Annotated in this window: 22 protein-coding genes; 6 read left to right on the forward strand and 16 right to left on the reverse strand. The window is 71.8% G+C overall.

All coding sequences use genetic code 11. The features are described 5' to 3' along the window. The first annotated feature begins 68 nt into the window (after positions 1-68). From N6H00_RS10450 to N6H00_RS10460, 3 genes are all read left to right on the forward strand, one after another. Positions 69-1,286: a TerD family protein gene (locus tag N6H00_RS10450; protein WP_268976910.1), complete on the forward strand. Its 1,218-nt coding sequence runs from the start codon at positions 69-71 to the stop codon at positions 1,284-1,286. 70 nt (positions 1,287-1,356) lie between these two features. Further along, complete coding sequence (locus N6H00_RS10455) at positions 1,357-1,647, forward strand: hypothetical protein (RefSeq protein ID WP_030841051.1); 291 nt, start codon at positions 1,357-1,359, stop codon at positions 1,645-1,647. Continuing rightward, complete coding sequence (locus N6H00_RS10460; RefSeq protein WP_268971319.1) at positions 1,629-2,042, forward strand: DNA-binding protein; 414 nt, start codon at positions 1,629-1,631, stop codon at positions 2,040-2,042. Before N6H00_RS10455 ends, N6H00_RS10460 begins: the two co-directional genes overlap by 19 nt. Positions 2,043-2,206: 164 nt before the next feature. Here N6H00_RS10460 and N6H00_RS10465 read toward each other — a convergent pair whose 3' ends face one another. The 3 genes from N6H00_RS10465 to N6H00_RS10475 form a co-directional block, all read right to left on the reverse strand. After that, positions 2,207-3,313 carry an LLM class flavin-dependent oxidoreductase gene (locus tag N6H00_RS10465; RefSeq protein WP_268971320.1) on the reverse strand — a complete coding sequence of 369 codons (1,107 nt, stop codon included), beginning with the start codon at positions 3,311-3,313 and terminating at the stop codon, positions 2,207-2,209. Between the two features lie 54 nt (positions 3,314-3,367). Beyond that, complete coding sequence (locus tag N6H00_RS10470) at positions 3,368-4,822, reverse strand: alkaline phosphatase PhoX (RefSeq protein ID WP_268971321.1); 1,455 nt, start codon at positions 4,820-4,822, stop codon at positions 3,368-3,370. A 782-nt stretch (positions 4,823-5,604) separates the two neighbouring features. Continuing rightward, the gene (locus tag N6H00_RS10475; protein ID WP_268971322.1) at positions 5,605-7,134 is read right to left on the reverse strand and encodes a hypothetical protein; all 1,530 of its coding nucleotides are present in this window, start codon (positions 7,132-7,134) and stop codon (positions 5,605-5,607) included. 433 nt (positions 7,135-7,567) lie between these two features. On the opposite strand from N6H00_RS10475, the gene N6H00_RS10480 reads away from it, so the two are divergent. Beyond that, entirely contained in the window at positions 7,568-9,397 is a 1,830-nt protein-coding gene (locus N6H00_RS10480) for an endonuclease/exonuclease/phosphatase family protein (protein ID WP_268976911.1), read from the forward strand. A 90-nt stretch (positions 9,398-9,487) separates the two neighbouring features. Here the strand turns inward: N6H00_RS10480 and dapD are convergent, their stop codons facing one another. The 13 genes from dapD to N6H00_RS10545 form a co-directional block, all read right to left on the reverse strand. Continuing rightward, the gene (gene dapD, locus N6H00_RS10485; RefSeq protein ID WP_268971323.1) at positions 9,488-10,474 is read right to left on the reverse strand and encodes a 2,3,4,5-tetrahydropyridine-2,6-dicarboxylate N-succinyltransferase; all 987 of its coding nucleotides are present in this window, start codon (positions 10,472-10,474) and stop codon (positions 9,488-9,490) included. Positions 10,475-11,193: 719 nt separating this feature from the next. Beyond that, positions 11,194-12,153, reverse strand: coding sequence for a hypothetical protein (locus N6H00_RS10490; RefSeq protein ID WP_268971324.1), 960 nt, complete (start codon positions 12,151-12,153; stop codon positions 11,194-11,196). Continuing rightward, complete coding sequence (locus N6H00_RS10495; RefSeq protein ID WP_268971325.1) at positions 12,146-12,799, reverse strand: RNA polymerase sigma factor; 654 nt, start codon at positions 12,797-12,799, stop codon at positions 12,146-12,148. The genes N6H00_RS10490 and N6H00_RS10495 overlap by 8 nt, the downstream gene beginning before the upstream one ends. A gap of 223 nt (positions 12,800-13,022) precedes the next feature. Beyond that, on the reverse strand, positions 13,023-13,562 hold the full coding sequence (locus N6H00_RS10500; RefSeq protein ID WP_268971326.1) for a TetR/AcrR family transcriptional regulator: 540 nt from the start codon (positions 13,560-13,562) through the stop codon (positions 13,023-13,025). Beyond that, a complete protein-coding gene (locus N6H00_RS10505) occupies positions 13,562-13,882 on the reverse strand; it encodes a DMT family transporter (RefSeq protein WP_268971327.1) in 321 nt (106 codons plus the stop codon). Before N6H00_RS10505 ends, N6H00_RS10500 begins: the two co-directional genes overlap by 1 nt. Positions 13,883-13,998: 116 nt before the next feature. Further along, entirely contained in the window at positions 13,999-14,337 is a 339-nt protein-coding gene (locus tag N6H00_RS10510; RefSeq protein ID WP_268971328.1) for a metal-sulfur cluster assembly factor, read from the reverse strand. Beyond that, positions 14,334-14,798: a Fe-S cluster assembly sulfur transfer protein SufU gene (sufU, locus tag N6H00_RS10515; RefSeq protein WP_030841024.1), complete on the reverse strand. Its 465-nt coding sequence runs from the start codon at positions 14,796-14,798 to the stop codon at positions 14,334-14,336. The genes N6H00_RS10510 and sufU overlap by 4 nt, the downstream gene beginning before the upstream one ends. 11 nt (positions 14,799-14,809) lie before the next feature. Continuing rightward, complete coding sequence (locus N6H00_RS10520; RefSeq protein ID WP_268971329.1) at positions 14,810-16,066, reverse strand: cysteine desulfurase; 1,257 nt, start codon at positions 16,064-16,066, stop codon at positions 14,810-14,812. Beyond that, positions 16,063-16,827 (reverse strand): Fe-S cluster assembly ATPase SufC, encoded by a 765-nt coding sequence (gene sufC / locus N6H00_RS10525; protein ID WP_268971330.1) that lies wholly within the window; start codon positions 16,825-16,827, stop codon positions 16,063-16,065. The genes N6H00_RS10520 and sufC overlap by 4 nt, the downstream gene beginning before the upstream one ends. A gap of 7 nt (positions 16,828-16,834) precedes the next feature. Next, positions 16,835-17,158, reverse strand: coding sequence for a bifunctional 3-phenylpropionate/cinnamic acid dioxygenase ferredoxin subunit (locus N6H00_RS10530; RefSeq protein ID WP_268971331.1), 324 nt, complete (start codon positions 17,156-17,158; stop codon positions 16,835-16,837). Beyond that, positions 17,155-18,324, reverse strand: coding sequence for a Fe-S cluster assembly protein SufD (gene sufD, locus N6H00_RS10535; protein WP_268971332.1), 1,170 nt, complete (start codon positions 18,322-18,324; stop codon positions 17,155-17,157). The genes N6H00_RS10530 and sufD overlap by 4 nt, the downstream gene beginning before the upstream one ends. Positions 18,325-18,417: 93 nt before the next feature. Continuing rightward, a complete protein-coding gene (sufB, locus tag N6H00_RS10540) occupies positions 18,418-19,839 on the reverse strand; it encodes a Fe-S cluster assembly protein SufB (protein ID WP_268971333.1) in 1,422 nt (473 codons plus the stop codon). Next, the gene (locus N6H00_RS10545) at positions 19,836-20,576 is read right to left on the reverse strand and encodes a helix-turn-helix transcriptional regulator (protein ID WP_268971334.1); all 741 of its coding nucleotides are present in this window, start codon (positions 20,574-20,576) and stop codon (positions 19,836-19,838) included. The genes sufB and N6H00_RS10545 overlap by 4 nt, the downstream gene beginning before the upstream one ends. Before the next feature lie 376 nt (positions 20,577-20,952). On the opposite strand from N6H00_RS10545, the gene N6H00_RS10550 reads away from it, so the two are divergent. Both N6H00_RS10550 and N6H00_RS10555 read left to right on the forward strand, forming a co-directional pair. Then, positions 20,953-21,879 carry an ABC transporter ATP-binding protein gene (locus N6H00_RS10550; protein ID WP_268971335.1) on the forward strand — a complete coding sequence of 309 codons (927 nt, stop codon included), beginning with the start codon at positions 20,953-20,955 and terminating at the stop codon, positions 21,877-21,879. Continuing rightward, positions 21,876-22,649, forward strand: a complete 774-nt coding sequence (locus N6H00_RS10555; protein ID WP_268971336.1) for an ABC transporter permease — start codon at positions 21,876-21,878, stop codon at positions 22,647-22,649. Before N6H00_RS10550 ends, N6H00_RS10555 begins: the two co-directional genes overlap by 4 nt. Positions 22,650-22,732: the final 83 nt, after the last annotated feature.

Below are 22,732 nucleotides of genomic sequence, written 5' to 3' on the forward strand. Positions count from 1 at the left end.
GGACGGAAGTGGGGCGCAGGTCAAGGAACCGTAAAGCGGGGACGTTCGTTACCCCGGGCATGACCGCTATGACACCCGGCTCGAACCTCCCCCTCCCCGTCGCGCGCGTGGCGGTTGACGTGACCGCTCCGGTGCGGCTCGACGTATCGGGCCTGCTGCTGACCGCCAACGGCAAGGTGCGCTCCGACGACGACTTCGTCTTCTACAACCAGCCCGCCGGACCGGGGGTGACCCACCGCGCCGGCACGGCGGGCGCGGGCGACACCATCACCGTGGACACCGGCGCGGTGCCCGCCGATATCGAGAAGATCGTGGTGACCGCGAGCCTGGACGCCCCCGGGGCGACCTTCGCGGGCACCGAGCCGACCGCCACCGTGCGCGGCGCCGACGACGGTGCCGTGATCGCCACCTTCACCCCGCCGCGCCTGGGCAGCGAGACGGCGCTGGTGGTCGTGGAGGTCTACCGGCGCAATGGGGCGTGGAAGGTGCGCGCGGTCGGGCAGGGCTACGCCAATGGGCTGGCGGGCATCGCCACCGACTTCGGGGTGACCGTCGAGGAGCCCTCCGTCCCGGCCGCCCACGCCACCCAGTCGCCGCCCCCGCCGAGCGGTCCGCCCGCCGGTTTCCAGCCCCCGCCGCCCATGCCGACCGCCCCGCCGCCCGCTCCCCCGGCCGCGCCGCCCGCCGCCGCACCGGCCCCGGCCGCCGGGAAGATCAACCTGGACAAGGGCCGGGTCAGCCTCCAGAAGAACCAGACGGTCTCCCTGGTCAAGGGCGGCCGCCCGGTGCTCAGCTCGGTGAAGATGGGCCTGGGCTGGGAGCCCGCCTTCCGTGGCAAGGACATCGACCTGGACGCGTCCGTGATCGCCTTCGGTGTCGACCGCAAGAAGATCGACGCCTGCTTCTTCGGCAAGCTGGCCATCCTCAACGGCGCCATCCAGCACTCCGGCGACAACCTCACCGGTGAGGGCGGCGGCGACGACGAGTCCATCACCGTCCACCTCGGCGGCCTCCCGCCCGAGGTCACCGGCCTGGTCTTCACGGTCAACTCCTTCTCCGGCCAGAAGTTCACCGATGTGGCCAAGGCGTACTGCCGCCTGCTCGACGCCCAGACCGGCGAGGAACTGGTCCGCTTCGACCTCACCCACGCCGAGCCGCGCACGGGCGTGATGATGGCGAAGCTGATCAAGCAGTTCTCGGGTGAGTGGGAGATGACCGCGATGGGCGAGTACGTCGACTCGCGCACCGTGCGCGGCATGGCCAAGCCCGCGGGCAAGGCCCTGTGAGCCATCCCGCCCGCCACGCGTCGGGTGTTTCCGGATAACGGATTATTAAACCGATTGCTAAACTGGGCGCATGCATGAGGAATCAGTGGAGCCGGGGATCGGGGAGGGACCTGCGAAGGCGCTCAGCGTGTCCCTCCCCGAGGGAACGGTGCGGGCGCTGCGGGACCGTGCGGGCAACCGCGGCGTCTCCGCCCTTGTCGCAGCGGCCATCGAGGAGCACCTGCGCAACCAGGCCACGCGCGAGAATCTCGCCGAGTTCGAGAAGGACCACGGCCCCTTCACGGTCGAGGAGCGGCAAGCGGCCGCGGACGTCTGGTCCACGGCCGAAAGCCGGGAGTCCCGTTGGCGCGAGGCCGGCTGACCGGGGGCGGCAGCCTGGTGCTGGACAGCCAAGGGCTGTCGCTCTACCTCGAAGAGGACCGGGCCGTGATGAACATGGTTCGCTCCGCGCTGGACCGCGGCGCCGACCGAGTAGTCAGCGGAGCCACCCTCATCGAAGCCCAGCACAACGGCGTCAAGCGCGCCCGCTGGCACTATGTGCTGTCACAACTGCGCGTCGAGCCGCTCAGCGTCGACTGGTCCAAGGAGGCCGCGCTGCTCCTGCGGGACACCGGCCTGCACGGCCACACATACGCCATCGACGCCATGGTGGCCGTCACCGCGCTCCACCAACCGGGCCCCGTCGTCATGCTGACCTCGGACACGGATGACATGGCAAAGCTGTGTGGAGAGAGGATCACGCTTGTCGCCGTCTGACATGAGGCCGTACGGATCATCGGACGCGGATTGCCACCAAGCCGTGCGGCGGCAGGTCGAGCGGGTCCTTCTCGCCGAGCTGACCGCCCAGTACGAGGCCCAGCACGGGATGCTGAGCCCAGCGGAAGTCAACGCGGCGCGGACACTTCTTCGCGGCCGACCGGTCAGCTGCGCATGCCGGTCTCATGCGCACGGCTCGGCATGCGCTGACCCGGTGACATAGCGGCCGGCGCTGAAACGGAACCCGGGCCGGGGCCGGAGTCGCCGGACAGGCCCGCCACGCGGGCCAGGCGGCGGTAGGAGTCCAGCAGCGCCTCGCGGTCGTAGGTGCTCGTGGTGACCAGCACCTCGTCCGCGTCGCTGCGCTCGATCAGCTCCTCGAGCGCGGCGGCGACCTCGTCCTCCGTGCCGTACAGCTGGCCCCGCAGGCCCCGCTCGTAGAAGCCGCGCTCCTTCTCGGTCATCTCCCGCGCCTCGATCTGCGCCACCGGGGCCAGCGGCGGGAAGACACCGTGGGTGCGGGAGTGGGCCATCGCCCACGCCTCGGGGAGCAGCAGCCGGCGGGCCTCCTCCGTGGTCCCGGCGACCGCGACATTGCCCGAGACGACGACATACGGTGCGGCGGACCACGCCGAGGGGCGGAAGCCCGTGCGGTAGCGGTCGATGGCGCGCAGCATCTCGTCCCGGCCCCGCAGATCGCCGATCACCAGGGCCAGCCCGGCTTCCGCCGCCAGATCCGCGCCGGCCCCGGTGGCCAGGACGAAGACGGGCAGCCGCAGCCCCTCCGCCGGGTGGGCGTGGACCTGGGGGTAGGCGCTCTGCTCACCGGTGAACCAGCCGAGCAGCTCCTCCAGTTGGGCGCCGAAGTCCCGCGCGGCCTCCTTCTCGGCGCCCAGGGCGCGGCGGATGCCGTCGGTGAAGCCGACGGAGCGGCCCAGGCCCATGTCGATCCGGCCCGGGAAGAGGGATGCGAGCACCCCGAACTGCTCGGCGACCACCAGCGGGCGGTGGTTCGGCAGCATCACCCCGCCCGTGCCCACCCGGATGCGGACCGTGGCCGCCGCGACGGCGGACGCCAGCACCGTGGGCGCCGAACCGGCGACGCCGGGCACGCTGTGGTGCTCGGAGACCCAGAAGCGGTGGTAGCCGAGGGCCTCGGACGCTTGCGCGAACCGTACGGTGTCGCGCAGCGCCTGCGACCGCTCCCGGCCCTGGCGGGTGCGGGAGCGGTCGAGGATGGAGAAGGGGGTGGTGCGCAGGCGTGAGGTCACCCTCACGTCAACGTGCGCCCCGGCCGGCGGGATTCCCCCCGGCCGGGTGCCGCGTCAGCGCTGGCGGCGCCAGGGTCCGGTGATCGCGAGCATGATGCCCGGCACCTGGATGTTGGCGAACAGCGTCGATCCGTCGGGCGAGAAGACCACACCGGTGAACTCGCTGAACTCCGGCTCCTCGGCCGTGCCGATGTTCAGCTCGTTGCGCGCGATCGGGTACGTCCGGCCGTCCTCGGTGGCGCCGAACAGGTGCTGGATGCCCTCGCCGTCCTCGGCGATGACCAGCCCGCCGTACGGCGAGACGGTGATGTTGTCCGGGCCGTCGAAGGCGCCGTCCTTCGACGGGTCGGGGTTGACGCCGAGCAGCACCTTGAGGGTGAGGGTGCGCCGCTTGGGGTCGTAGAACCAGACCTGGCCGTCGTGCTGGACCGGGCTCTCCTCACGGGCGTACGAGGAGACGATGTACGCACCGCCGTCCGCCCACCACATGCCCTCGAGCTTGCGCGCCCGGGTGATCTGACCGTCGGCGAACTGCTTGCGCACCGACACGGACTTCGCGTCGCGGTCCGGCACCGGCTCCCAGTCCACGCCGTAGACCGTGCCGGTCTTGGTGGCGCGCGAGAGGTCGTCCACGAAGTTGCCGCCGGAGTCGTAGCACTTGGGCGCCTGGAGCACACCCGCGTCGTCGGCGAGGGTGTCCAGCTTGCCGCGCCCGTGCTCGAAGCCGTGCGGCGGAACCCACCGGTAGAGGAGGCCGTTCGGTCCGGAGGCGTCCTCGGTGAGGTAGAGGTGGCCGCGCTTGGGGTCCACGACGACGGCCTCGTGGGCGTACCGGCCCAGGGCCTTGATCGGCTTCGGGTCGCGGTTGGCCCTGCGGTCGTGCGGGTCGACCTCGAAGACGTAGCCGTGGTCCTTGGTCATGCCGTTCTGGCCGGCCTTGTCCTCGGTCTCCTCGCAGGTCAGCCAGGTGCCCCAGGGAGTGCGGCCACCGGCGCAGTTGGTGGAGGTGCCCGCGATACCGACCCACTCGGTGACGTGGTCGCCGTGCTTGGAGACCTCCACGACGGTGCAGCCGCCGGAGGCCGCCGGGTCGTAGACCAGACCGTCGGTCAGCGGGACCGGATGCGGCCACTTGCTGCGCGGCCCGCTCAGCTCGTGGTTGTTGACCAGCAGCGTCGCACCGCGCGAGCCCTCGAAGGTGGCTGTGCCGTCGTGGTTGGACGGGGTGGACTCGCCGGACTCCAGCGTCGTCTCACCGGTGCGGGTGATGATCTTGTAGCTGAAGTCCTTGGGGAGGGCCAGGATGCCCTTGGGGTCGGCGATGAGCGGACCGTAGCCGAGCGAGGCGCCGCCGTGACCGGGCCGACCCTCGGCACCCGCCGCGGTCGTCCCGGCCGCCTCAGCGGCGAGCGCACCGGGCGCGGTGCCGAGCACCCCGGCACTTCCGACCAGGGCGACCCCGGCCCCGGCCGCGGAATGCTTCGCGAAGTCTCTTCGGCTGAGCGACATGTCTTCTCCCGAACGCAGGTGGTCCTCCGGACTGCGGCCTTACGTTCCCGCCCTCGGCCGAACATCAGTTGAACGGAACGCGACATCAACGGACCAATGGGCCGCCGCCCCCTGATACGGCACTCCCGGAGCCGCGTCCCGCGAGCGGATCGCGTCCCACCGCACGAGGGCGGGCGCCCCCCTCAACGCGCAAGCACCCGCCCACCCCACGAGCGGATGCGCCGCTCAGCCTCACGATGGCGGGTACCCCCTGCCCCGCACGTCGCTCACCCCACGAGCGGAATCGCGACTCACCCCGCAAGCCGACGCGCCCCTCACCCAGCGAGCGATCGCCCACCCCACGAGCAGGATCGCGTCCCACCCCACGAGGACGGGCGCCCCCTCAACGCGCAAGTGGCCACTCACCCCACGAGCGGATGCGCCGCTCAGCCTCGCAAAGGCGGGCACACCCCCTGCCCCACACATCGCACACCCCACGAGCGGAATCGCAGCTCACCCCGCAAGCCGGTGCGCCAGCGAGCGATCGGCCACTCCACGAGCGGGTGCGCCCCCACCCCGCGAACTAGACCGCCACTCACCCCACGAGCGGGCGCCCCCTCAACGCGCGAGTGACCGCCCACCCCACGAGGGCAAGCACGCCGCTCACCCACGAGCGAGCTCCCGGCCCACCACACGAAGCGGAAACGCCCCCACCCCGCGAGCGGAATCGCGACTCACCCAGCGAGGATCGCTCAACCCCGTGAGCGGGATCGGGGCTCGCCCCGCGAGGGCGTGGGCGGCGCTCAGCCTCGGGAGCGGGCCTTGAAGGCGGCCTTGCGGGCCTCCTTGGCGGCCTTCTTGTCCGGATGCAGCCGCCCCATCGCCTCCAGCACCTCCGCGGTCGCCGGGTGGTCCACCCGCCAGGCCGAGTCGAAGAAGCTCCCCGACTGGTCGACCAAACCCCGCACCAGATCCCGTAGCTCCGCCGAGTCGCCCTCGGTGGCGAGCTGGGCCGCCAGGGTGTCCACGGTCAGCCAGAAGACCATCTCCTCCGACGGCTCCGGAACCCCCGCCACCCCGTGTTCGGCCAGCCAGACGCGGGCCAGCCCGCCCAGGTGCCGGTCGTCCAGCACCTCGCGCAGCGCGGGCTCGGCCGCGGCCCCGGCCAGCGAGAGGGTCTGCTGGCAGGTGAGGCGGCGCAGCGGCGCGCCCTCGTCGTCGCCGCGCGCGGCGGCCAGCAGCTCGCGGGCGGCCTCCTCGGGCGTACGGCGGGCCAGCCACTGTTCGGCCTCGGCCTGCGCGGCGGGCTCGGGGTGGCCGGGGAGGGCGGCCAGCAGGACGTCGGCGCCTTGGTCGGCCAGGTCGCCGACGGCCGGGGCGTCGATGCCCGCCTCGACCATCCGGGACCGTACGGCGTAGACGCCGAGCGGGGTGAGCCGGACCATGCCGTAGCGGGAGACGTCCTCGTCCTCCAGCTCCTCGGCCGGCTCGGGCTCATGGACGCGGCCCTCGCCGTCGACCTCCTCGATCAGCGCCTCGTCCACCGGCTGGTAGTCGATGAGGCCGGTCGGGGCGAGCAGCCGGAACTGGTCGTCCAGCCGCACCATCGCCTCGGAGACCTCTTGGAGGACGTCGTCGGTGGGCTCGTCCATGTCCTCGGGGACGATCATGGAGGCGGCCAGCGCGGGCAGCGGTACGGAGGCCGCGGCGGCCTCCTCGTCCAGGGCGGTCAGCAGGTAGAGGTTGCCCAGCACGCCGTCGAGGAACTCGGCCTCCTCCTCCGGGTTCCAGTCGAGCGCGTCGAGGTCCAGCTCACCGCCCTCGCTGAGCTGGTCGGCGATCTCGGCCAGGTCGGGGGCGGCGGCGTCGGCCAGCACCGTCTCGAAACCGTCCAGCCAGATGTCCAGGATGTCGCGGGGGCCGCCCTCGGAGATCAGCCGCAGCTCCTCGCCGCTGGTCGCGACGGACGAGAACGCGTCCCCGGGTGCCGCCGCGCCGTCCGCGCGGTCACCGTGGTCGTCACTGCCGCCGTCGCCGTCACCCTCGTCGTGACCGTCTCCACGGATCTCGACCAGTCCGGTGTCGACGGCCAACTGCCATGCCTGCGCGGTGTGCTCGGGTCCGTCCTCGTCCCCCGCGAGCCCCAGCAGCTCGATCGCCGCCCGCAGCTCGGCCTCCGGCAGCACCCCGTCCGACGCCACCGGCTTCCCCGGCTCGGCCCAGCGGGCGAGCCGGACCGCGCGGGAGAGAAGCGGCGCGGCGAGTGCGTCCCGTGCGAGTTCCGCGTCGGTGCGGAGCCGCACGGGCGGCATGGTGGGGCGCTCTTCTGGCATGGGCGGACGTCACTCCTCGGGGACGCGGCGGTCGCGGGCGCGCATCGGGGCTGTCAGGACCACGGCTATGGGGCTATGGCTGTACGGGCTATCGGGCTATCGGGCTATGGCTACGGGACACGGCTGTGCGGCTGTGCGGACCCGGATGCGCACGGCTGCGCAGGCACGGCCCGCCCCCAGCGTAGACGGAACGGGACGGCACTTTCGTCCCGATGTGGCCCCGCGTCACGGCAAGCGGTGATTTCGGCCAGTGGACCGGCGGTCACCTGCCGGGGCGGGGGTACGGGCGCCGCGCCTCCGTTCACGATCCCGTCCCGCTCCGGCCACGCACCGGACATCCGTCCTCCCTTGACAACGTCCGTGGTGAGGACAGAGATTGACGCGCGTAGAGGCCACCTCCTCGCCCGTTCACTCCTTCCCGGAGGCCACCACCATGTCCCCTCGCGCCCCGCGCGGACCCGTCGCCGTCACCGTCGTCGCCGCCTCCGCCCTCGCGGCCGGGCTGCTCGCCGTACCGTCATCGGCCGCCGCCGCCGAGATCCGCATCCATGACATCCAGGGCAGCACCCGGATATCCCCGCTCGCCGGACAGCGGGTGACCGACGTCCCCGGCACGGTCACGGCGATACGCGCCTTCGGCTCGTCGCGCGGCTTCTGGGTCCAGGACACCGCGCCCGACGACGACCCGGCCACCAGCGAGGCGATCTTCGTCTACACCGGATCGACCACGCCCTCGGTCGCCGTGGGCGACTCGGTGCTGGTCTCCGGAACGGTGTCCGAGTACTACCCGGGCGGCAAGGACGCCGGCGGGCAGTCGCTCACCGAGCTGTCCAAGGCGACCTGGACGGTCCGGTCCTCCGGCAACGCGCTGCCCGCCGCCTACCGGCTCAACCCGTCCACGATCCCCGACCGCTACGCCCCGGACGCCGGCGGGAACTCCATCGAGGGGCTGCGGCTGCGGCCGCGCTCGTACGCCCTGGACCGCTACGAGTCCCTGGAGGGCATGCGGGTCTCGGTCCAGGACGCGCCCGTGGTCGGCGCGACCAACACCTACAAGGAGCTGTGGGTCACCGCCGAGCCCCGCCACCAGCGGACCGCGCGCGGCGGCGCCCTCTACAGCTCGTACCGCGACGCGAACGCAGGACGGGTGAAGGTGGTCTCCCTCCTGCCCTACGCCGAGCACCCCTTCCCGGTCGCGGACGTCGGCGACGCGCTGACCGGCACCACGGCCGGACCGCTGGACTACGACGACTTCGGCGGGTACACGATCGCCGCCACCGCGCTGGGCGGCCTGGCCGACCACGGCCCCGAGCGGGAGAGCACCCGCGCGCAGCGGGCGGACGAACTCTCCATCGCCACCTACAACGTGGAGAACCTCTCCCCCAAGACCGCCCAGTCGAAGTTCGACCGGCTGGCCTCGGGGCTGGTGGAGCACCTCGCCTCGCCGGACATCGTCGCGCTGGAGGAGGTCCAGGACGACAACGGTTCCACGGACGACGCGGTGGTGAGCGCCGACGCCACGCTGAAGAAGCTCACCGACGCGATCGAGGCGGCGGGCGGACCCTCGTACGCGTGGCGCCAGATCGACCCGGTGGACGACCAGGACGGCGGCCAGCCCGGCGGCAACATCCGCGTGGCGTTCCTCTACAACCCGGAGCGGGTCTCCTTCACCGACATCCCGGGCGGCGACTCCACCACCCCGGTGCGGGTCGAGGAGAAGGGCGGCAAGGCCACGCTGTCGGCCTCCCCCGGCCGTATCGCCCCGGCGGACGACGTCTGGAAGGACAGCCGCAAGCCGCTGGTCGGGCAGTTCTCCTTCCGGGGCCGCCCGGTCTTCGTGGTGGCCAACCACTTCAACTCCAAGGGCGGCGACCAGGGCCTGGACAGCCGCTTCCAGCCCCCGGCCCGCTCCTCGGAGACCCAGCGCACCGGACAGGCCGCGACCGTCAACACCTTCGTCAAGGAGCTGCTGAACGCCGACCCCAAGGCGGCCGTGGTGGTCGCGGGCGACCTCAACGACTACCAGTTCTCGCCCGCGCTGGCCGAACTCACCGAGGGCGGTGTGCTGACGGACCTGGTGACCCGGCTGCCGAAGGACGAGCGCTACGGCTATGTCTACAACGGCAATTCGCAGGTGCTGGACCACATCCTCACCAGCCGTGCGCTGAGCCGCCACGCCGACTACGACATCGTCCACGTCAACGCCGAGTTCTCGGACCAGTCCAGCGACCACGACCCGCAGGTGGTGCGGGTGCGGCCCTGACGCCCGGCGTCACGCGGCGGCCCGGCGGGAAGCTGCTTCCCGCCGGGCCGCCGTCCTGCGTCCGGTCTTCAGTTGTGGCTCAGTCGTGGCTCAGTTGTGGCTGTGCAGCGCCTCGTTCAGACCGCCCCAGGAACCCGTGCGGGGCAGCGCCTCGACGGTGCCGGTGACGGAGTTGCGGCGGAAGAGGAGGTTGTTGACGCCGGACAGCTCCAGAGCCTTGGCGATCTTGCCGTCCGGGAGGGTGACGCGGGTGCCCGCCGTCACGTACAGCCCCGCCTCGACGATGCAGTCGTCGCCGAGCGAGATGCCCAGACCCGCCTCGGCGCCGAGCAGGCAGCGCTCGCCGATGGTGATGGTCTGCTTGCCGCCGCCGGACAGCGTGCCCATGATCGAGGCGCCGCCGCCGACGTCCGAGCCGTCGCCCACCACGACGCCCGCGCTGATCCGGCCCTCGACCATGGAGGTGCCGAGCGTGCCGGCGTTGAAGTTGACGAAGCCCTCGTGCATGACGGTGGTCCCCGGGGCGAGGTGCGCGCCGAGGCGGACCCGGTCGGCGTCGCCGATGCGGACGCCGGAGGGGACGACGTAGTCGGTCATCCGCGGGAACTTGTCGACACTGGTCACCGACAGCTGGAGCCCTTCCGCGCGGGCGGCGAGCCGGGCCCGCTCCACCTGGTCGGCGGCGACGGGACCGAGCGAGGTCCAGGCGACGTTGGCAAGCAGGCCGAACTGGCCCTCCAGGCTCACCCCGTGCGGCTTGACCAGCCGGTGGCTGAGCAGGTGCAGCCGCAGATAGACGTCGTGCGCGTCGACGGGCTTCTCGTCGAGCGAGGCGATGACCGTGCGGACGGCGACGACCTCGACGCCGCGCCGGGGGTCCGGTCCGACCGCCTTGAGGGCGGTCTCGCCCAGCAGCTGCGTGGTCCGCTCGGCATCGAGCCGCTCGGTCCCGGCCGGGCCGGGCTCGTCGGTCAGCTCGGGGGCCGGGAACCAGGTGTCGAGAACGGTGCCGTCCTCGGTGAGGGTGGCGAGACCGGCGGCGACGGCGCCGGTGCGGGTGGTGGGTGCATCGGTCATGCTCAGAACGCTAACCGGAGCCGGCCCCGAGAGGCGAACCGGTCTCAACGACCGACACCCACCGCCCCGGCCCCCGGCCCGGCCCGGTCCGCGCCGGCCCGGTCCGGTCCGCGTCGGCCCGGTCCGGGGCGCGTCGGCCCGGTCCGGGGCGCGTCGGCCCACCCCGGCCCATCCCGACCCGATCCACCCCGGCCCGGTTGGTCCGCAGCGGCCCACCCCGGCCCGGACCCCAGCCCGGTCCACCCCGGCCCGCGCCCCCGGTCCGTGCCGGTCCACCCCGGTCCGCGCCGGCCCGCGCCCCCGGTCCGTGCCGGTCCACCCCGACCTACCCCGGCCCGGTCCGGTCCACGGCCCGGTCCGGTCCACCCTGGTCCGCACCAGCCCGCCTCAGCCCGCGCCGGTCCACTCCGGCCCGCGCCAGGCCGTCCCGGCCCGCGCCAGTCCACGCCGGTCCGCCCCCGCCCGCGCCGGTCCACGCGGGTCCAGCCCCGCCCGCCCGGCCCGTGCCGGTCCACTCTGGCCTGCCCTGGCCCGGCCCACCCCGGTCCGCCCCGGCCCGCGCCGGTCCACCCCGGCCCGCACCAGTCCACCCTGGCCTGCCCCGGCCCGGTCCACCCCGGTCCGCGCCGACCCACGCCGGTCCAGCCCCGCCCGCCCCGGCCCACGCCGGTCCACCCCGGCCTGCCCTGGCCCGGTCCGCGCCCCCTGCCCGCCTCGGCTCAGGGCCGCTGTCCGTCCTCGTCCACCAGTGCCTGGTCCACCAGCGCATGCGTGCTGAGCACGTCGCCGGCCTTCCAGCCGTCCTTGTCGTCTGCGTCCGGCTCCGCGTCGTAGCCCGCGATGCCGCGCTCCCCGAGCGGGGCGAAGGTCTCCGGGTCGTACAGCAGTTGGAACTCGGTGAAGCCCTTCTTCCGCACCGTGCCCTGGCCGATCGCCACGGCCTTGCGCCCGAGGTTGTCCGTCACCCGGGCGGCCGTGATCCCCGGCAGGGTCGCCATCGCCCGGAGGACCTTGGCCCGGCCCTCGGGGTCGGTCGGAAACGCCTGGCTCAGACCGCCGAGCAGCCGGAAGTCGTACTGCGCGGAGGTCTCGGAGTCCGGGCGGCCCTCTTCCAGCGTGCGGACCTTCTTCTTCACCCGCTCCGGGTCGTCCGGCAGCGACCGCAGCAGGCGGTACTCCTTCCGGGCCGCGTACGAGGGATCGTCGTACGCCGTCCAGGACTCGGACTCGCGCGGTTCCGGCCCGCCGTCGATCCGGCCCGCGTCCACGTACCTGGTGTAGATCCACTGGCCGTCATGGGGCGTGGGGACGGGGGTCTGCTCCACGGTGTCCGCCGCCTGACGCAGCAGCTTCGCCGCGTCGCCGAGGTCCTTCCCGTCCGCGGCGCTGCCCAGCCGGGCGGTCGCGGTGTAGCCGGGCCGGGCCGCGGGGTCCGCTACGCGGGTGCCCCCGGCCCCGCCGCCCACGACGTCGGCGGCCAGCAGGGCGGCTACGGTCAGCGTCGCGGCGACACCGGCGGCGGCGAGCCGCCAGTCGGCGCGGAAGCGGCGCCCGCGGGCCGCGCCGGTGGCGGCCTGGTGGAGCCGCGCGCGCCCGGCCGCGAGCCGCGCCCGGTCGGGGCGGGGGGCGTCGGCGCGCAGCGCGCGCAGCCCGGTCAGGTCCTGCTGAAGATCATCCATAGCTGACCACCTCCGTGACATCCGTGACATCCGTGGCATCCGTGGCATCGCTGACGAGGGTGGGGTCGGTGCCGAGCGCGGAGCGCACCGTGCGGCGGGCGCGGTTGAGCCGGGAGCGGACGGTCCCGACGGGGATGCCGAGGGCCTCCGCGACCTCCTGGTAGCTGAGGTCGGCCCAGGCGACGAGGAGCAGCACATGCCGGTCGCGGGCGGACAGCCCGGCGAGGGCGGCAGCCAGAGGCCGGCGGGTGGCCTCGGCCGCCATCCGGCTGTCGGCGCGCTCGACCCAGGACTCGGCGACCGGGTCGGTGCCGGTGCGGGCCAGGGCGCGCAGCGCCCGTACCTCGGCACGGCGGTGCTTGCCGATGAGGTTGGCGGCGATGCCGTACAGCCAGGGGCGGGCGGTGCGGCGCCCCTGGTCGTAGCGGGCCCGGACGCGGAAGGCGATGAGGAAGGTCTCGGCGGTGATGTCGTCCGCGGCGCCGTCGCCGAGGCGGCGGGCCGCGTAGCGGTGGATGTCCGGCGCGTACCGGTCGTAGAGCCGCGCGAAGATCTCGGGCCGCTCCAGCGACTGGGCCACGACCGCCGCGTCGTCGTCGGGCGTGGGGTCGGGGTCGTGGTGCGACGGTGGATCGGGGTCGGTCACAGGGTCTCCGTATCCGGTGCGTCGAGGTGCGGGGATCGGTGTGTCACCCCCTGTTCCCCGATGGCCGGATACGGGTTCACGGCCTGCCCGTCAGCCGGTCGGCCGCCCCTCCGGCCGGGCGCCAGTGCTCAGCCGGTCGCCAGCCCCTCAACCAGCCGCCAGTGCCTCAGCCGGTCGCCCGCCCCTCAGCCGGTCGGCCGCCCCTCAGCCGGTCGGCCGCCCCTCAGCCGGTCACCCGCTCGAACGCCGCCCGCGCCTCGTCCCGGTCGAACGGCCGCCCGGTCAGCAGCAACTGGAGCAGCAGCCCGTCGAACAGCGCCACCACCCCCCGCGCGACGGAGAGGTCGCCGGCGCGGCGGACCAGCAGGGCCGCCGTGTCATCGAGGTACGCGGCGACGATCGGCCGCACCGGGGTGCGCCGCAGGGCGGCGACGTACAGCTCGTACTCCAGCTCCAGCCGCTTCCGGTCCCCCTCCAGCAGCTCCTCCATCAGCCCGGTCATGGCGTCCGCGAGCGGCACCTCGGCGGCCGTGTCCCGCTCCCAGCGCTCCATATCGGCCACCCACTCGGCGCTGACCTGCTCCAGCGCGGCGACCAGCAGATCATCCAGGGACGCGAAGTGGTACGTGGTCGACCCGAGCGGCACATCGGCCGCTGCGGCCACGGTCCGATGGCTGAGCGCTCCGATGCCGCGCTCCCCCACCACCGTGATCGCGGCGTCGATGATCCGCTGCCGCCGCTCGGGGTCGTAGCGGCGTCCCATCAGTGGGCCCCGCTGGAATTGAGCACCACCACTCCCGCGATGACCAGCAGCACCCCGATCACCTTCGCGGCGGTCATCGCCTCCCCCAGGAAGAGCATGCCGATCGCGGCGATGACGGCGGTCCCGACCCCGGACCATATGGCGTACGCGGTGCTGACCGAGATGGTCTTGAGCGTCTGCGCGAGCAGGACGAAGGACACCAGATAGCCCGCGGCCGTGGCGAGCGAGGGCCACAGCCTGCTGAAGCCCTCGCTGTACTTCATCGAGGTGGTGGCGAGGATCTCGGCGAGGATCGCCCCGGAGAGCGTCAGATATCCCATGCGTACGAGCGTACACAACGATGCGTACGGCCGTACATAAAAGCCCCCCAAGGGTCCGGACACGCGGATGGCCCCCGCGCCGCGGCGCGGGGGCCATCCGGGACATCCAGGAGCCGTCAGACGTTGAAGCCGAGCGCACGCAGCTGCTCGCGCCCATCGTCGGTGATCTTGTCCGGGCCCCACGGCGGCATCCAGACCCAGTTGATCCGCAGCTCGCCCACAATGCCGTCGGTCGCGGACTTGGCCTGGTCCTCGATGACATCGGTCAGCGGGCAGGCCGCCGAGGTGAGCGTCATGTCGATGGTGGCGATATTGCTGTCGTCGACATGGATGCCGTAGACCAGGCCGAGGTTGACCACGTCGATGCCCAGCTCGGGGTCCACGACGTCGTACAGGGCCTCGCGGACCTCTTCCTCGCTCGCGGGCTTGGTGGTGGTCTCCACGTTGTCACTCATGCGGTCTTCCCTCCGGCGGTCTCACCCAGTGCCTGTGCCGTCGCGTCCTTCCACGCCATCCAGCTCAGCAGCGCGCATTTCACACGGGCCGGGTACTTGGAGACACCGGCGAACGCGATCGCGTCCTCCAGCACCTCCTCCATGGCGTCGTCCGGCTCGGCCCGGCCCTTGGACTGCATCAGCTCCAGAAAGGTCTCCTGGATCTTGCGGGCCTCGGCCAGCTCCTTGCCGACCAGCAGTTCATTGAGCACGGAGGCGCTGGCCTGGCTGATGGAACAGCCCTGGCCCTCGTAACTCACGTCCTCGATGGTGTCGCCGTCAAGCCGAACCCGGAGGGTGATCTCGTCACCGCAGGTCGGATTGACATGGTGGACCTCTGCGTCGCCGTCCCGCAGCCCCCGCCCGTGGGGGTTCTTGTAGTGGTCCAGGATCACGTCCTGGTACATCGAATCCAGCTTCACGCGGCACGCCCCTACCCGAAGAAGTTCCGTACGTGCTCCAGGCCCTCCACCAAGGCGTCGACCTCGGCCGGCGTGGAGTACAGATAGAACGACGCCCGGGTGGTCGCCGGAATTCCGTAGCGCAGGCAGACCGGGCGGGCGCAGTGGTGGCCGACCCGGACCGCGATGCCCTGCTCGTCGAGCACCTGGCCCACGTCGTGGGGGTGGATGTCGCCGAGCGTGAAGGAGATCGTGGCGCCGCGCTCCTCGGCCGTGGTGGGGCCGATGATGCGCAGCTCGGGCACCTCCAGGAGCCTGCCGACCGCGTAGTGCGTGAGGGCGTGCTCATGGCGGGTGATGTTGTCCATGCCGATCGAGGTGAGGTAGTCCACGGCCGCGCCGAGGCCGACGGCCTGGGCGATCGGGGGCGTACCGGCCTCGAACTTGTGCGGCGCCGGGGCGTAGGTGGACGAGTGCATCGAGACGGTCTCGATCATCTCGCCGCCGCCGAGGAACGGAGGCAGGTCCTCCAGCAGCTCCTGGCGGCCCCACAGCACCCCGATACCGGTCGGACCGCACATCTTGTGGCCGGTGAAGGCCACGAAGTCGGCCTGGAGCGCCTGCACGTCCAGCGCCATGTGCGGGGCGGCCTGGGAGGCGTCGATCACCACGAGGGCGCCGACGTCCTGGGCGCGGCGGACGATCGCCTCGACCGGGTTGACCGTGCCGAGGATGTTGGAGACCAGCACGAACGAGACGACCTTGGTCTTCTCGGTGATGATCTGCTCGATCTCCGACAGGTCGAGCCGGCCGTCCTCGGTGAGGCCGAACCACTTCAGCTTCGCGCCGGTGCGCTGCGAGAGCAGCTGCCACGGAACGATGTTGGAGTGGTGCTCCATCTCGGTGATGACGATCTCGGTGTCCTGGTCCACCCGGTAGGGCTCATCGGCCCAGCCGAGCATGTTGGCGACCAGGTTCAGCGACTCCGAGGCGTTCTTGGTGAAGATCACCTCGTCGCGGCTGGGAGCGTTGATGAAGGCGGCGACCTTGTCGCGGGCGCCCTCGTACAGCGCCGTGGCCTCCTCGGCGAGCACATGGACGCCGCGGTGCACATTGGCGTTGGAGCGCTCGTAGTAGTCGTTCAGCACGTCCAGCACCTGGCGCGGCTTCTGCGAAGTCGCCGCGTTGTCCAGGTAGACGAGCTTCTTGTCGTCGTGGACGGCACGGTCCAGGATCGGGAAATCCTTGCGGATCGCCTCGGTGTCGAGGAGGCCCGGCAGCTGTGTCACTCGGACGCGCCTCCCTTCACGTACGCCTCGTAGCCCTCTTCCTCGAGCTTGTCGGCGAGCTCGGGGCCGCCGGACTCGGCGATCCGGCCGGCCGCGAACACGTGCACGTGGTCGGGCTTGATGTAGCGCAGGATGCGGGTGTAGTGGGTGATCAGCAGGGTGCCGACCTGGCCCGACTCACGGACGCGGTTGACGCCCTCGGAGACCACCCGCAGCGCGTCGACGTCGAGGCCGGAGTCGGTCTCGTCGAGGATCGCAATGGCCGGCTTCAGCAGCTCCAGCTGGAGGATCTCGTGGCGCTTCTTCTCACCGCCGGAGAAGCCCTCGTTCACGTTCCGCTCGGCGAAGGAGGGGTCGATCTGGAGGCGCTCCATGGTCTCCTTGACCTCCTTGACCCAAGTGCGGAGCTTGGGCGCCTCGCCGCGGATCGCGGTGGCGGAGGTGCGCAGGAAGTTGGAGACGGAGACGCCGGGGACCTCGACCGGGTACTGCATGGCGAGGAAGACACCGGCGCGGGCGCGCTCGTCGACGGACATCGCGAGCACGTCCTCGCCGTCCAGCGTCACGGTGCCGCCGGTGATCGTGTACTTCGGGTGACCGGCGAGCGAGTAGGCCAGGGTGGACTTGCCGGAGCCGTTGGGGCCCATGATGGCGTGCGTCTCGCCCTGCTTCACGGTCAGGTCGACACCGCGCAGGATCTCGCGGGGACCGCCCTCGGCGTCGACGGAAACGTGCAGGTCGTGGATCTCAAGCGTGGCCATGGGTGCCTCAGGACTCCTGGGTGACGGAGACGAGCACATCGTCCCCTTCGATCTTTACGGGGTATACGGGGACCGGGCGCGTCGCGGGGAGGCCGGACGGCTTGCCGGTGCGCAGGTCGAAGCTGGAGCCGTGCAGCCAGCACTCGATCTGGCAGTCCTCCACCTCGCCCTCGGACAGCGAGACGTTCGCGTGCGAGCAGATGTCGTTGACCGCGAACACCTCGCCCTCGGTGCGCACGAGAGCGATGGGCACGCCCTCGAGCTCCACCCGCTTGGGGGTGTCCTCCTCGAGTTCGTCCAGCGCGCAGGCGCGTACGAAGGTGTTGGTCATCCTACGGACGCCTCCAGCTCGGCCTCGATCTTGGCGATGAGCCGCTCCTCCAGCTCGGGGATCCCGATCTGCTGGACGAGCTCGGCGAAGAAGCCGCGGACCACCAGACGGCGGGCCTCCTCGGCCGGGATACCGCGCGCCATCAGGTAGAACAGCTGCTCGTCCTCGAAGCGGCCGGTCGCGCTCGCGTGACCGGCGCCGACGATCTCGCCGGTCTCGATCTCCAGGTTCGGCACCGAGTCGACGCGGGCGCCGTCGGTGAGGACCAGGTTGCGGTTGAGCTCGTAGGTGTCGGTGCCCTCCGCGGCGGCCCGGATCAGCACATCGCCGATCCACACCGCGTGCGCCTCCGCGCCCTGGAGCGCGCCCTTGTAGGCGACGTTGCTGCGGCAGTGCGGGGTGTCGTGGTCGATGAAGAGCCGGTGCTCCTGGTGCTGGCCGTTGTCGGTGAAGTACACGCCGTAGAGCTCGGCCTCGCCGCCCGGGGCGCCGTAGACGACGCGCGGGTGGAGCCGCACCAGGTCGCCGCCGAAGGTGACGACCACGGACTTGAAGGTGGCGTCCCGGCCGACCAGCGCGGTGTGCTGACCGGCGTGGACCGCGGTGTCGTCCCAGTCCTGGACGGAGACCACGGTGAGCTTGGCGCCGTCGCCGATCAGGTACTCCACATTGGCGGCGAGCGTGGCGTCACCGGTGTGGTCGATGACCACGACCGCCTCGGCGAAGGCGCCGACCTCGACCACCTGGTGGCCGAAGGCGGTGCCGCCCTCGCCGTGCACGGAGATCCGCACCGGCTCGGTGAGCACCGTCTCCTTGGGCACGGAGACGACCGACGCCTTCTCGAAGGAGCTGTACGCCTGGGCCGCCACCCGGTCCACCGGCTTGCCGGCCTTCCCCAGGCGCGCGTCGTCACGGCCCACGGTCTCGACGGTGACGCCCTCGGGGGCGGTCACCTCGACCTTGACGCCGCCGTCGGCGACAGCCGTGCCGTCGTGGAGACCGCGCAGCCGCTCCAGCGGCGTGAACCGCCAGTCCTCCTCGCGGCCATGGGGCACCGGGAAGTCGGCCACGTCGTACGACGCGGGCGCGCTCACCCGGGCGTCGGTGGGCTGGCCCACCTGGATGACGCCGTCCGTGGTGGATCCGGCCGGGATGGTTTCAGCCATGGCTGTCGTACTGCTCTCTTTCTGCCTGATGGGCCTGAACGGGGTGCCCAGGCGGGGACGGTGCCCCCGCCGGGGCGGGAAGGGGTGGTGGCGTCAGCCGACCGCGCCCTCCATCTGCAGCTCGATCAGCCGGTTGAGCTCCAGCGCGTACTCCATGGGCAGCTCGCGCGCGATCGGCTCGACGAAGCCGCGCACGATCATCGCCATGGCCTCGTCCTCGGACAGCCCGCGGCTCATGAGGTAGAAGAGCTGGTCGTCGCTGACCTTGGAGACGGTCGCCTCATGGCCCATGGACACGTCGTCCTCGCGGACGTCCACATACGGGTAGGTGTCCGACCGCGAGACCGTGTCGACCAGCAGGGCGTCGCACAGCACATTGGACTTGGAGCCCTCGGCGCCCTCGCCGATCTCGATCAGACCGCGGTAGGAGGTGCGGCCGCCGCCGCGCGCCACCGACTTGGAGACGATGTTCGACGAGGTGTGGGGCGCCATGTGCACCATCTTGGCGCCGGCGTCCTGGTGCTGGCCCTCGCCCGCGAAGGCGATGGACAGGGTCTCGCCCTTGGCGTGCTCACCCATCAGGTAGACGGCGGGGTACTTCATGGTCACCTTGGAGCCGATGTTGCCGTCGACCCACTCCATGGTCGCGCCCTCGTAGGCCACGGCGCGCTTGGTGACCAGGTTGTAGACGTTGTTCGACCAGTTCTGGATGGTCGTGTAGCGGCAGCGGGCGCCCTTCTTGACGATGATCTCGACGACCGCGGAGTGCAGCGAGTCCGACTTGTAGATCGGCGCGGTGCAGCCCTCGACGTAGTGGACGTACGCGTCCTCGTCGACGATGATCAGCGTCCGCTCGAACTGGCCCATGTTCTCGGTGTTGATCCGGAAGTAGGCCTGAAGCGGGATCTCCACGTGCACGCCCTTCGGCACGTAGATGAACGAGCCGCCGGACCAGACCGCCGTGTTCAGCGAGGCGAACTTGTTGTCGCCCGCGGGGATCACCGAGCCGAAGTACTCCTTGAACAGCTCCGGGTGCTCCCGCAGACCGGTGTCGGTGTCGAGGAAGATGACGCCCTGCTCCTCGAGGTCCTCACGGATCTTGTGGTAGACGACCTCGGACTCGTACTGGGCGGCGACACCGGCGACCAGCCGCTGCTTCTCGGCCTCCGGGATGCCCAGCTTGTCGTAGGTGTTCTTGATGTCCTCCGGCAGCTCCTCCCAGGAGGCGGCCTGCTGCTCGGTGGAGCGGACGAAGTACTTGATGTTGTCGAAGTCGATGCCCGACAGATCCGAGCCCCAGGTGGGCATGGGCTTCTTGTCGAAGAGCTTCAGTCCCTTGAGACGGAGCTTGAGCATCCACTCCGGCTCGGACTTCTTCGCCGAGATGTCGCGTACGACCTCCTCGGAGAGGCCGCGCTTGGCCGAGGCGCCGGCCACGTCGGAGTCGGCCCAGCCGTACTCGTAGTTGCCCAGACCCTCGAGCTCGGGGTGAGCGGTCTCCGTGGGGAGAGTCATTCGGAATTCCTCCCGGCCGTGCTGGCAGATGCGGTGGTGGTCTTGATGGTGCTGGTGTCGGTCTTCTCGACCTTGCCGGTCTTCGGAATGAACGTCGTGCACACCCCGTCGCCATGGGCGATGGTGGCCAGACGCTGCACATGGGTTCCGAGCAGCTGGGAGAAGACCTCGGTCTCCGCCTCACACAGCTGCGGATATCGCTCGGCTGCGTGGGCGACCGGGCAGTGGTGCTGGCAGAGCTGTTCGCCGACCGGCGCGCTGCGCGCCGTAGCAGCGTACCCGTCCGCGGAGAGTGCGCCTGCGAGCGCCTCGGTGCGGCGGCCGGGGGCGGCGGCCTCGACGGCGCCGCGGTACCTCTCCGCCTGGGCGGCGAGCCTGGCGCGGGCGAACGCCGCGACCGCGGCACGGCCCGCCTCGCCGCCTCCGGCGCTCTGCTCGATCCAGTGCAGTGCGTCGACGGCGAGCTTGTCGTAGGCCTGGTCGAAGGCGTCGCGACCGCAGTCGGTGAGCGCGAAGACCTTGGCCGGGCGGCCGCGCCCCCGCGCCCCGTACACCCTCTTCTCGCGGGGCTCGACGACGCCGTCGGCAACGAGGGTGTCCAGGTGGCGGCGGACGGCCGCCTGGGTCAGCTCCAGCCGCAGGGCGAGCTCCGCCGCGGTGGAGGGACCGTGGTCGAGGATCGAGCGCGCCACCCGGTTGCGGGTGCCGTGCTGCTCTTCCGGCGCTGACGCGGGCACGCCAGTCCGCGCGGCCGCTTCGGCCGCGCGTCCGTTCGGTGCGTCGCTCGCGTATTTCACAACGCCATTGTTGCGTAATTCTCCGGCGAAGGACAACCGAGGGGATCGCCGGTTCCGGTGGAGTACGTCACTTAGGCACGCCTAAGCCCCGAACGGCCCTGGACCATCGTTTCACCTGCTGCTTCACCTGTCGCTCCGCCCGCGCCGCCACCTGAGCCGCGGGCACGGCGCGCCGCTCACCGCCGGTCACCTCCGACACGGGGCACGGCGCCCGGGATTCCGGCCTCCGCCACCGGATGCGCGCCGGACCGGCGGGCGCCATCGCTTTCCGGCCCTGCCGCCCGCGGGGGGCCCCGCGATTCGTAGACTGCCGAGCATGCGAGAAGAGCCCGCGGTCGACATCGTCGGCCTGGTCAAGCGGTACGGCCCGAAGACCGCGGTCGACGGGCTCGACCTGTCCGTCGACCGGGGCACCGTGACCGCCGTCCTCGGCCCCAACGGAGCCGGTAAGACCACCACCGTCGAGACCTGCGAGGGGTACCGCCGCCCCGACGCGGGCACGGTCCGGATACTCGGGCTCGACCCGGTCGCGGACGCCTCGGCACTGCGACCGCGGGTCGGGGTGATGCTCCAGTCCGGAGGCGTTTATTCCGGCGCGCGAGCAGAAGAGATGCTGCGCCACACCGCCTCACTGCACGCGCATCCGGTGGACGTCGGTCTGCTGATCGAACGGCTCGGCCTCGGCTCCTGCGGCCGGACCCCCTACCGGCGGCTCTCCGGGGGCCAGCAGCAGCGGCTCGCGCTCGCCATGGCCGTCGTCGGCCGCCCCGAGCTGGTCTTCCTCGACGAGCCGACCGCCGGACTCGATCCGCAGGCCCGCCGCGCCACCTGGGACCTCGTCCGCGATCTGCGGGGCGACGGCGTCACCGTGGTGCTGACCACGCACTACATGGAGGAGGCCGAGCAGCTCGCCGACGATGTGGCGATCATCGACGGCGGCAAGGTGATCGCCCAGGGCAGCCCGGAGGAGCTGTGCCGCGGCGGCGCCGAGAACACCCTGCGCTTCACCGGGCGCCCCGCACTCGACCTGGCCTCGCTCCTCAAGGCGCTGCCGGCCGACTCCACGGCCTCCGAGCTGACGCCCGGCTCGTACCGCGTCACCGGCAAGGTCAACCCCCAGATGCTGGCCACCGTCACGTCCTGGTGCGCACAGAACGGTGTGCTGCCGGACCGGATCTCGGTCGAACGGCACACCCTTGAGGACGTCTTCCTGGAGCTCACCGGTAAGGAGCTGCGAGCGTGACCGCCACGGGCACTTTCCTCCCCAGGCCGGGGGCGGCCCCGCTCCTCCGGATGATCCGCGCGCAGGCCGCGCTGGAGACCCGGATGCTGCTGCGCAACGGCGAGCAGCTGCTGCTGACCGTCGTCATCCCCTCCCTGTTGCTGGTGCTCTTCAGCACCGTCGACATCGTCGACACCGGCGCGGACGGCAGCGCGGTGGACTTCCTGGCGCCCGGTGTGCTGGCGCTGGCCGTGCTGTCCACGGCGTTCACCGGCCAGGCCATCGCCACCGGCTTCGAGCGGCGCTACGGCGTACTGAAGCGGCTCGCCGTCTCGCCCCTGCCGCGGTGGGGCCTGATGACCGCCAAGACCTGCGCGGTGCTGGTCACCGAGGTGCTGCAGATCGCGCTGCTGACCGCGATCGCGCTGGCCCTCGGCTGGTCGCCGCACGGCGACCCGCTCTCCGTGGCGCTGCTGCTGGTCCTCGGCACGGCGGCGTTCTCCGGCCTCGGACTGCTGATGGCGGGCACCCTGAAGGCCGAGGCGACCCTGGCCGCCGCCAATCTGGTCTTCCTGCTGCTGCTGGTGGGCGGCGGGGTGATCGTGTCGCTGGACAAGTTCCCCGGCGCCGTGCGGGGCGTGCTGGAACTGCTGCCGATCTCGGCGCTCTCGGGCGGGCTGCGGGACGTGCTCCAGGACGGGGGCGGGATGCCGTGGCGGGATCTGGCGATCCTGGCGGTGTGGGCGGTGCTGGGACTGGGCGCGGCCGCGCGCCTCTTCCGCTGGGAGTGACCCGGGCCCCCCTCTGATCTGCGGCTGTGACCTGGGGCTTTACCGAAAGACAACCCCTCGTGAAAAGCTGCACAAGCGGCGGC

Source organism: Streptomyces sp. S465 (genome assembly GCF_026898115.1).
Lineage (GTDB): Bacteria > Actinomycetota > Actinomycetes > Streptomycetales > Streptomycetaceae > Streptomyces > Streptomyces luomodiensis.

Bases quoted from the DNA above. Each gene is read 5' to 3' on its own strand.
- N6H00_RS10450 (WP_268976910.1), top strand. From the start codon at position 69: ATGACACCCGGCTCGAACCTCCCCCTCCCCGTCGCGCGCGTGGCGGTT.
- N6H00_RS10455 (WP_030841051.1), top strand. From the start codon at position 1,357: ATGCATGAGGAATCAGTGGAGCCGGGGATCGGGGAGGGACCTGCGAAG.
- N6H00_RS10470 (WP_268971321.1), bottom strand. From the start codon at position 4,822: ATGTCGCTCAGCCGAAGAGACTTCGCGAAGCATTCCGCGGCCGGGGCC.
- N6H00_RS10475 (WP_268971322.1), bottom strand. From the start codon at position 7,134: ATGCCAGAAGAGCGCCCCACCATGCCGCCCGTGCGGCTCCGCACCGAC.
- N6H00_RS10480 (WP_268976911.1), top strand. From the start codon at position 7,568: ATGTCCCCTCGCGCCCCGCGCGGACCCGTCGCCGTCACCGTCGTCGCC.
- dapD (WP_268971323.1), bottom strand. From the start codon at position 10,474: ATGACCGATGCACCCACCACCCGCACCGGCGCCGTCGCCGCCGGTCTC.
- N6H00_RS10490 (WP_268971324.1), bottom strand. From the start codon at position 12,153: ATGGATGATCTTCAGCAGGACCTGACCGGGCTGCGCGCGCTGCGCGCC.
- N6H00_RS10500 (WP_268971326.1), bottom strand. From the start codon at position 13,562: ATGGGACGCCGCTACGACCCCGAGCGGCGGCAGCGGATCATCGACGCC.
- N6H00_RS10505 (WP_268971327.1), bottom strand. From the start codon at position 13,882: ATGGGATATCTGACGCTCTCCGGGGCGATCCTCGCCGAGATCCTCGCC.
- N6H00_RS10510 (WP_268971328.1), bottom strand. From the start codon at position 14,337: ATGAGTGACAACGTGGAGACCACCACCAAGCCCGCGAGCGAGGAAGAG.
- sufC (WP_268971330.1), bottom strand. From the start codon at position 16,827: ATGGCCACGCTTGAGATCCACGACCTGCACGTTTCCGTCGACGCCGAG.
- N6H00_RS10530 (WP_268971331.1), bottom strand. From the start codon at position 17,158: ATGACCAACACCTTCGTACGCGCCTGCGCGCTGGACGAACTCGAGGAG.
- sufD (WP_268971332.1), bottom strand. From the start codon at position 18,324: ATGGCTGAAACCATCCCGGCCGGATCCACCACGGACGGCGTCATCCAG.
- sufB (WP_268971333.1), bottom strand. From the start codon at position 19,839: ATGACTCTCCCCACGGAGACCGCTCACCCCGAGCTCGAGGGTCTGGGC.
- N6H00_RS10550 (WP_268971335.1), top strand. From the start codon at position 20,953: ATGCGAGAAGAGCCCGCGGTCGACATCGTCGGCCTGGTCAAGCGGTAC.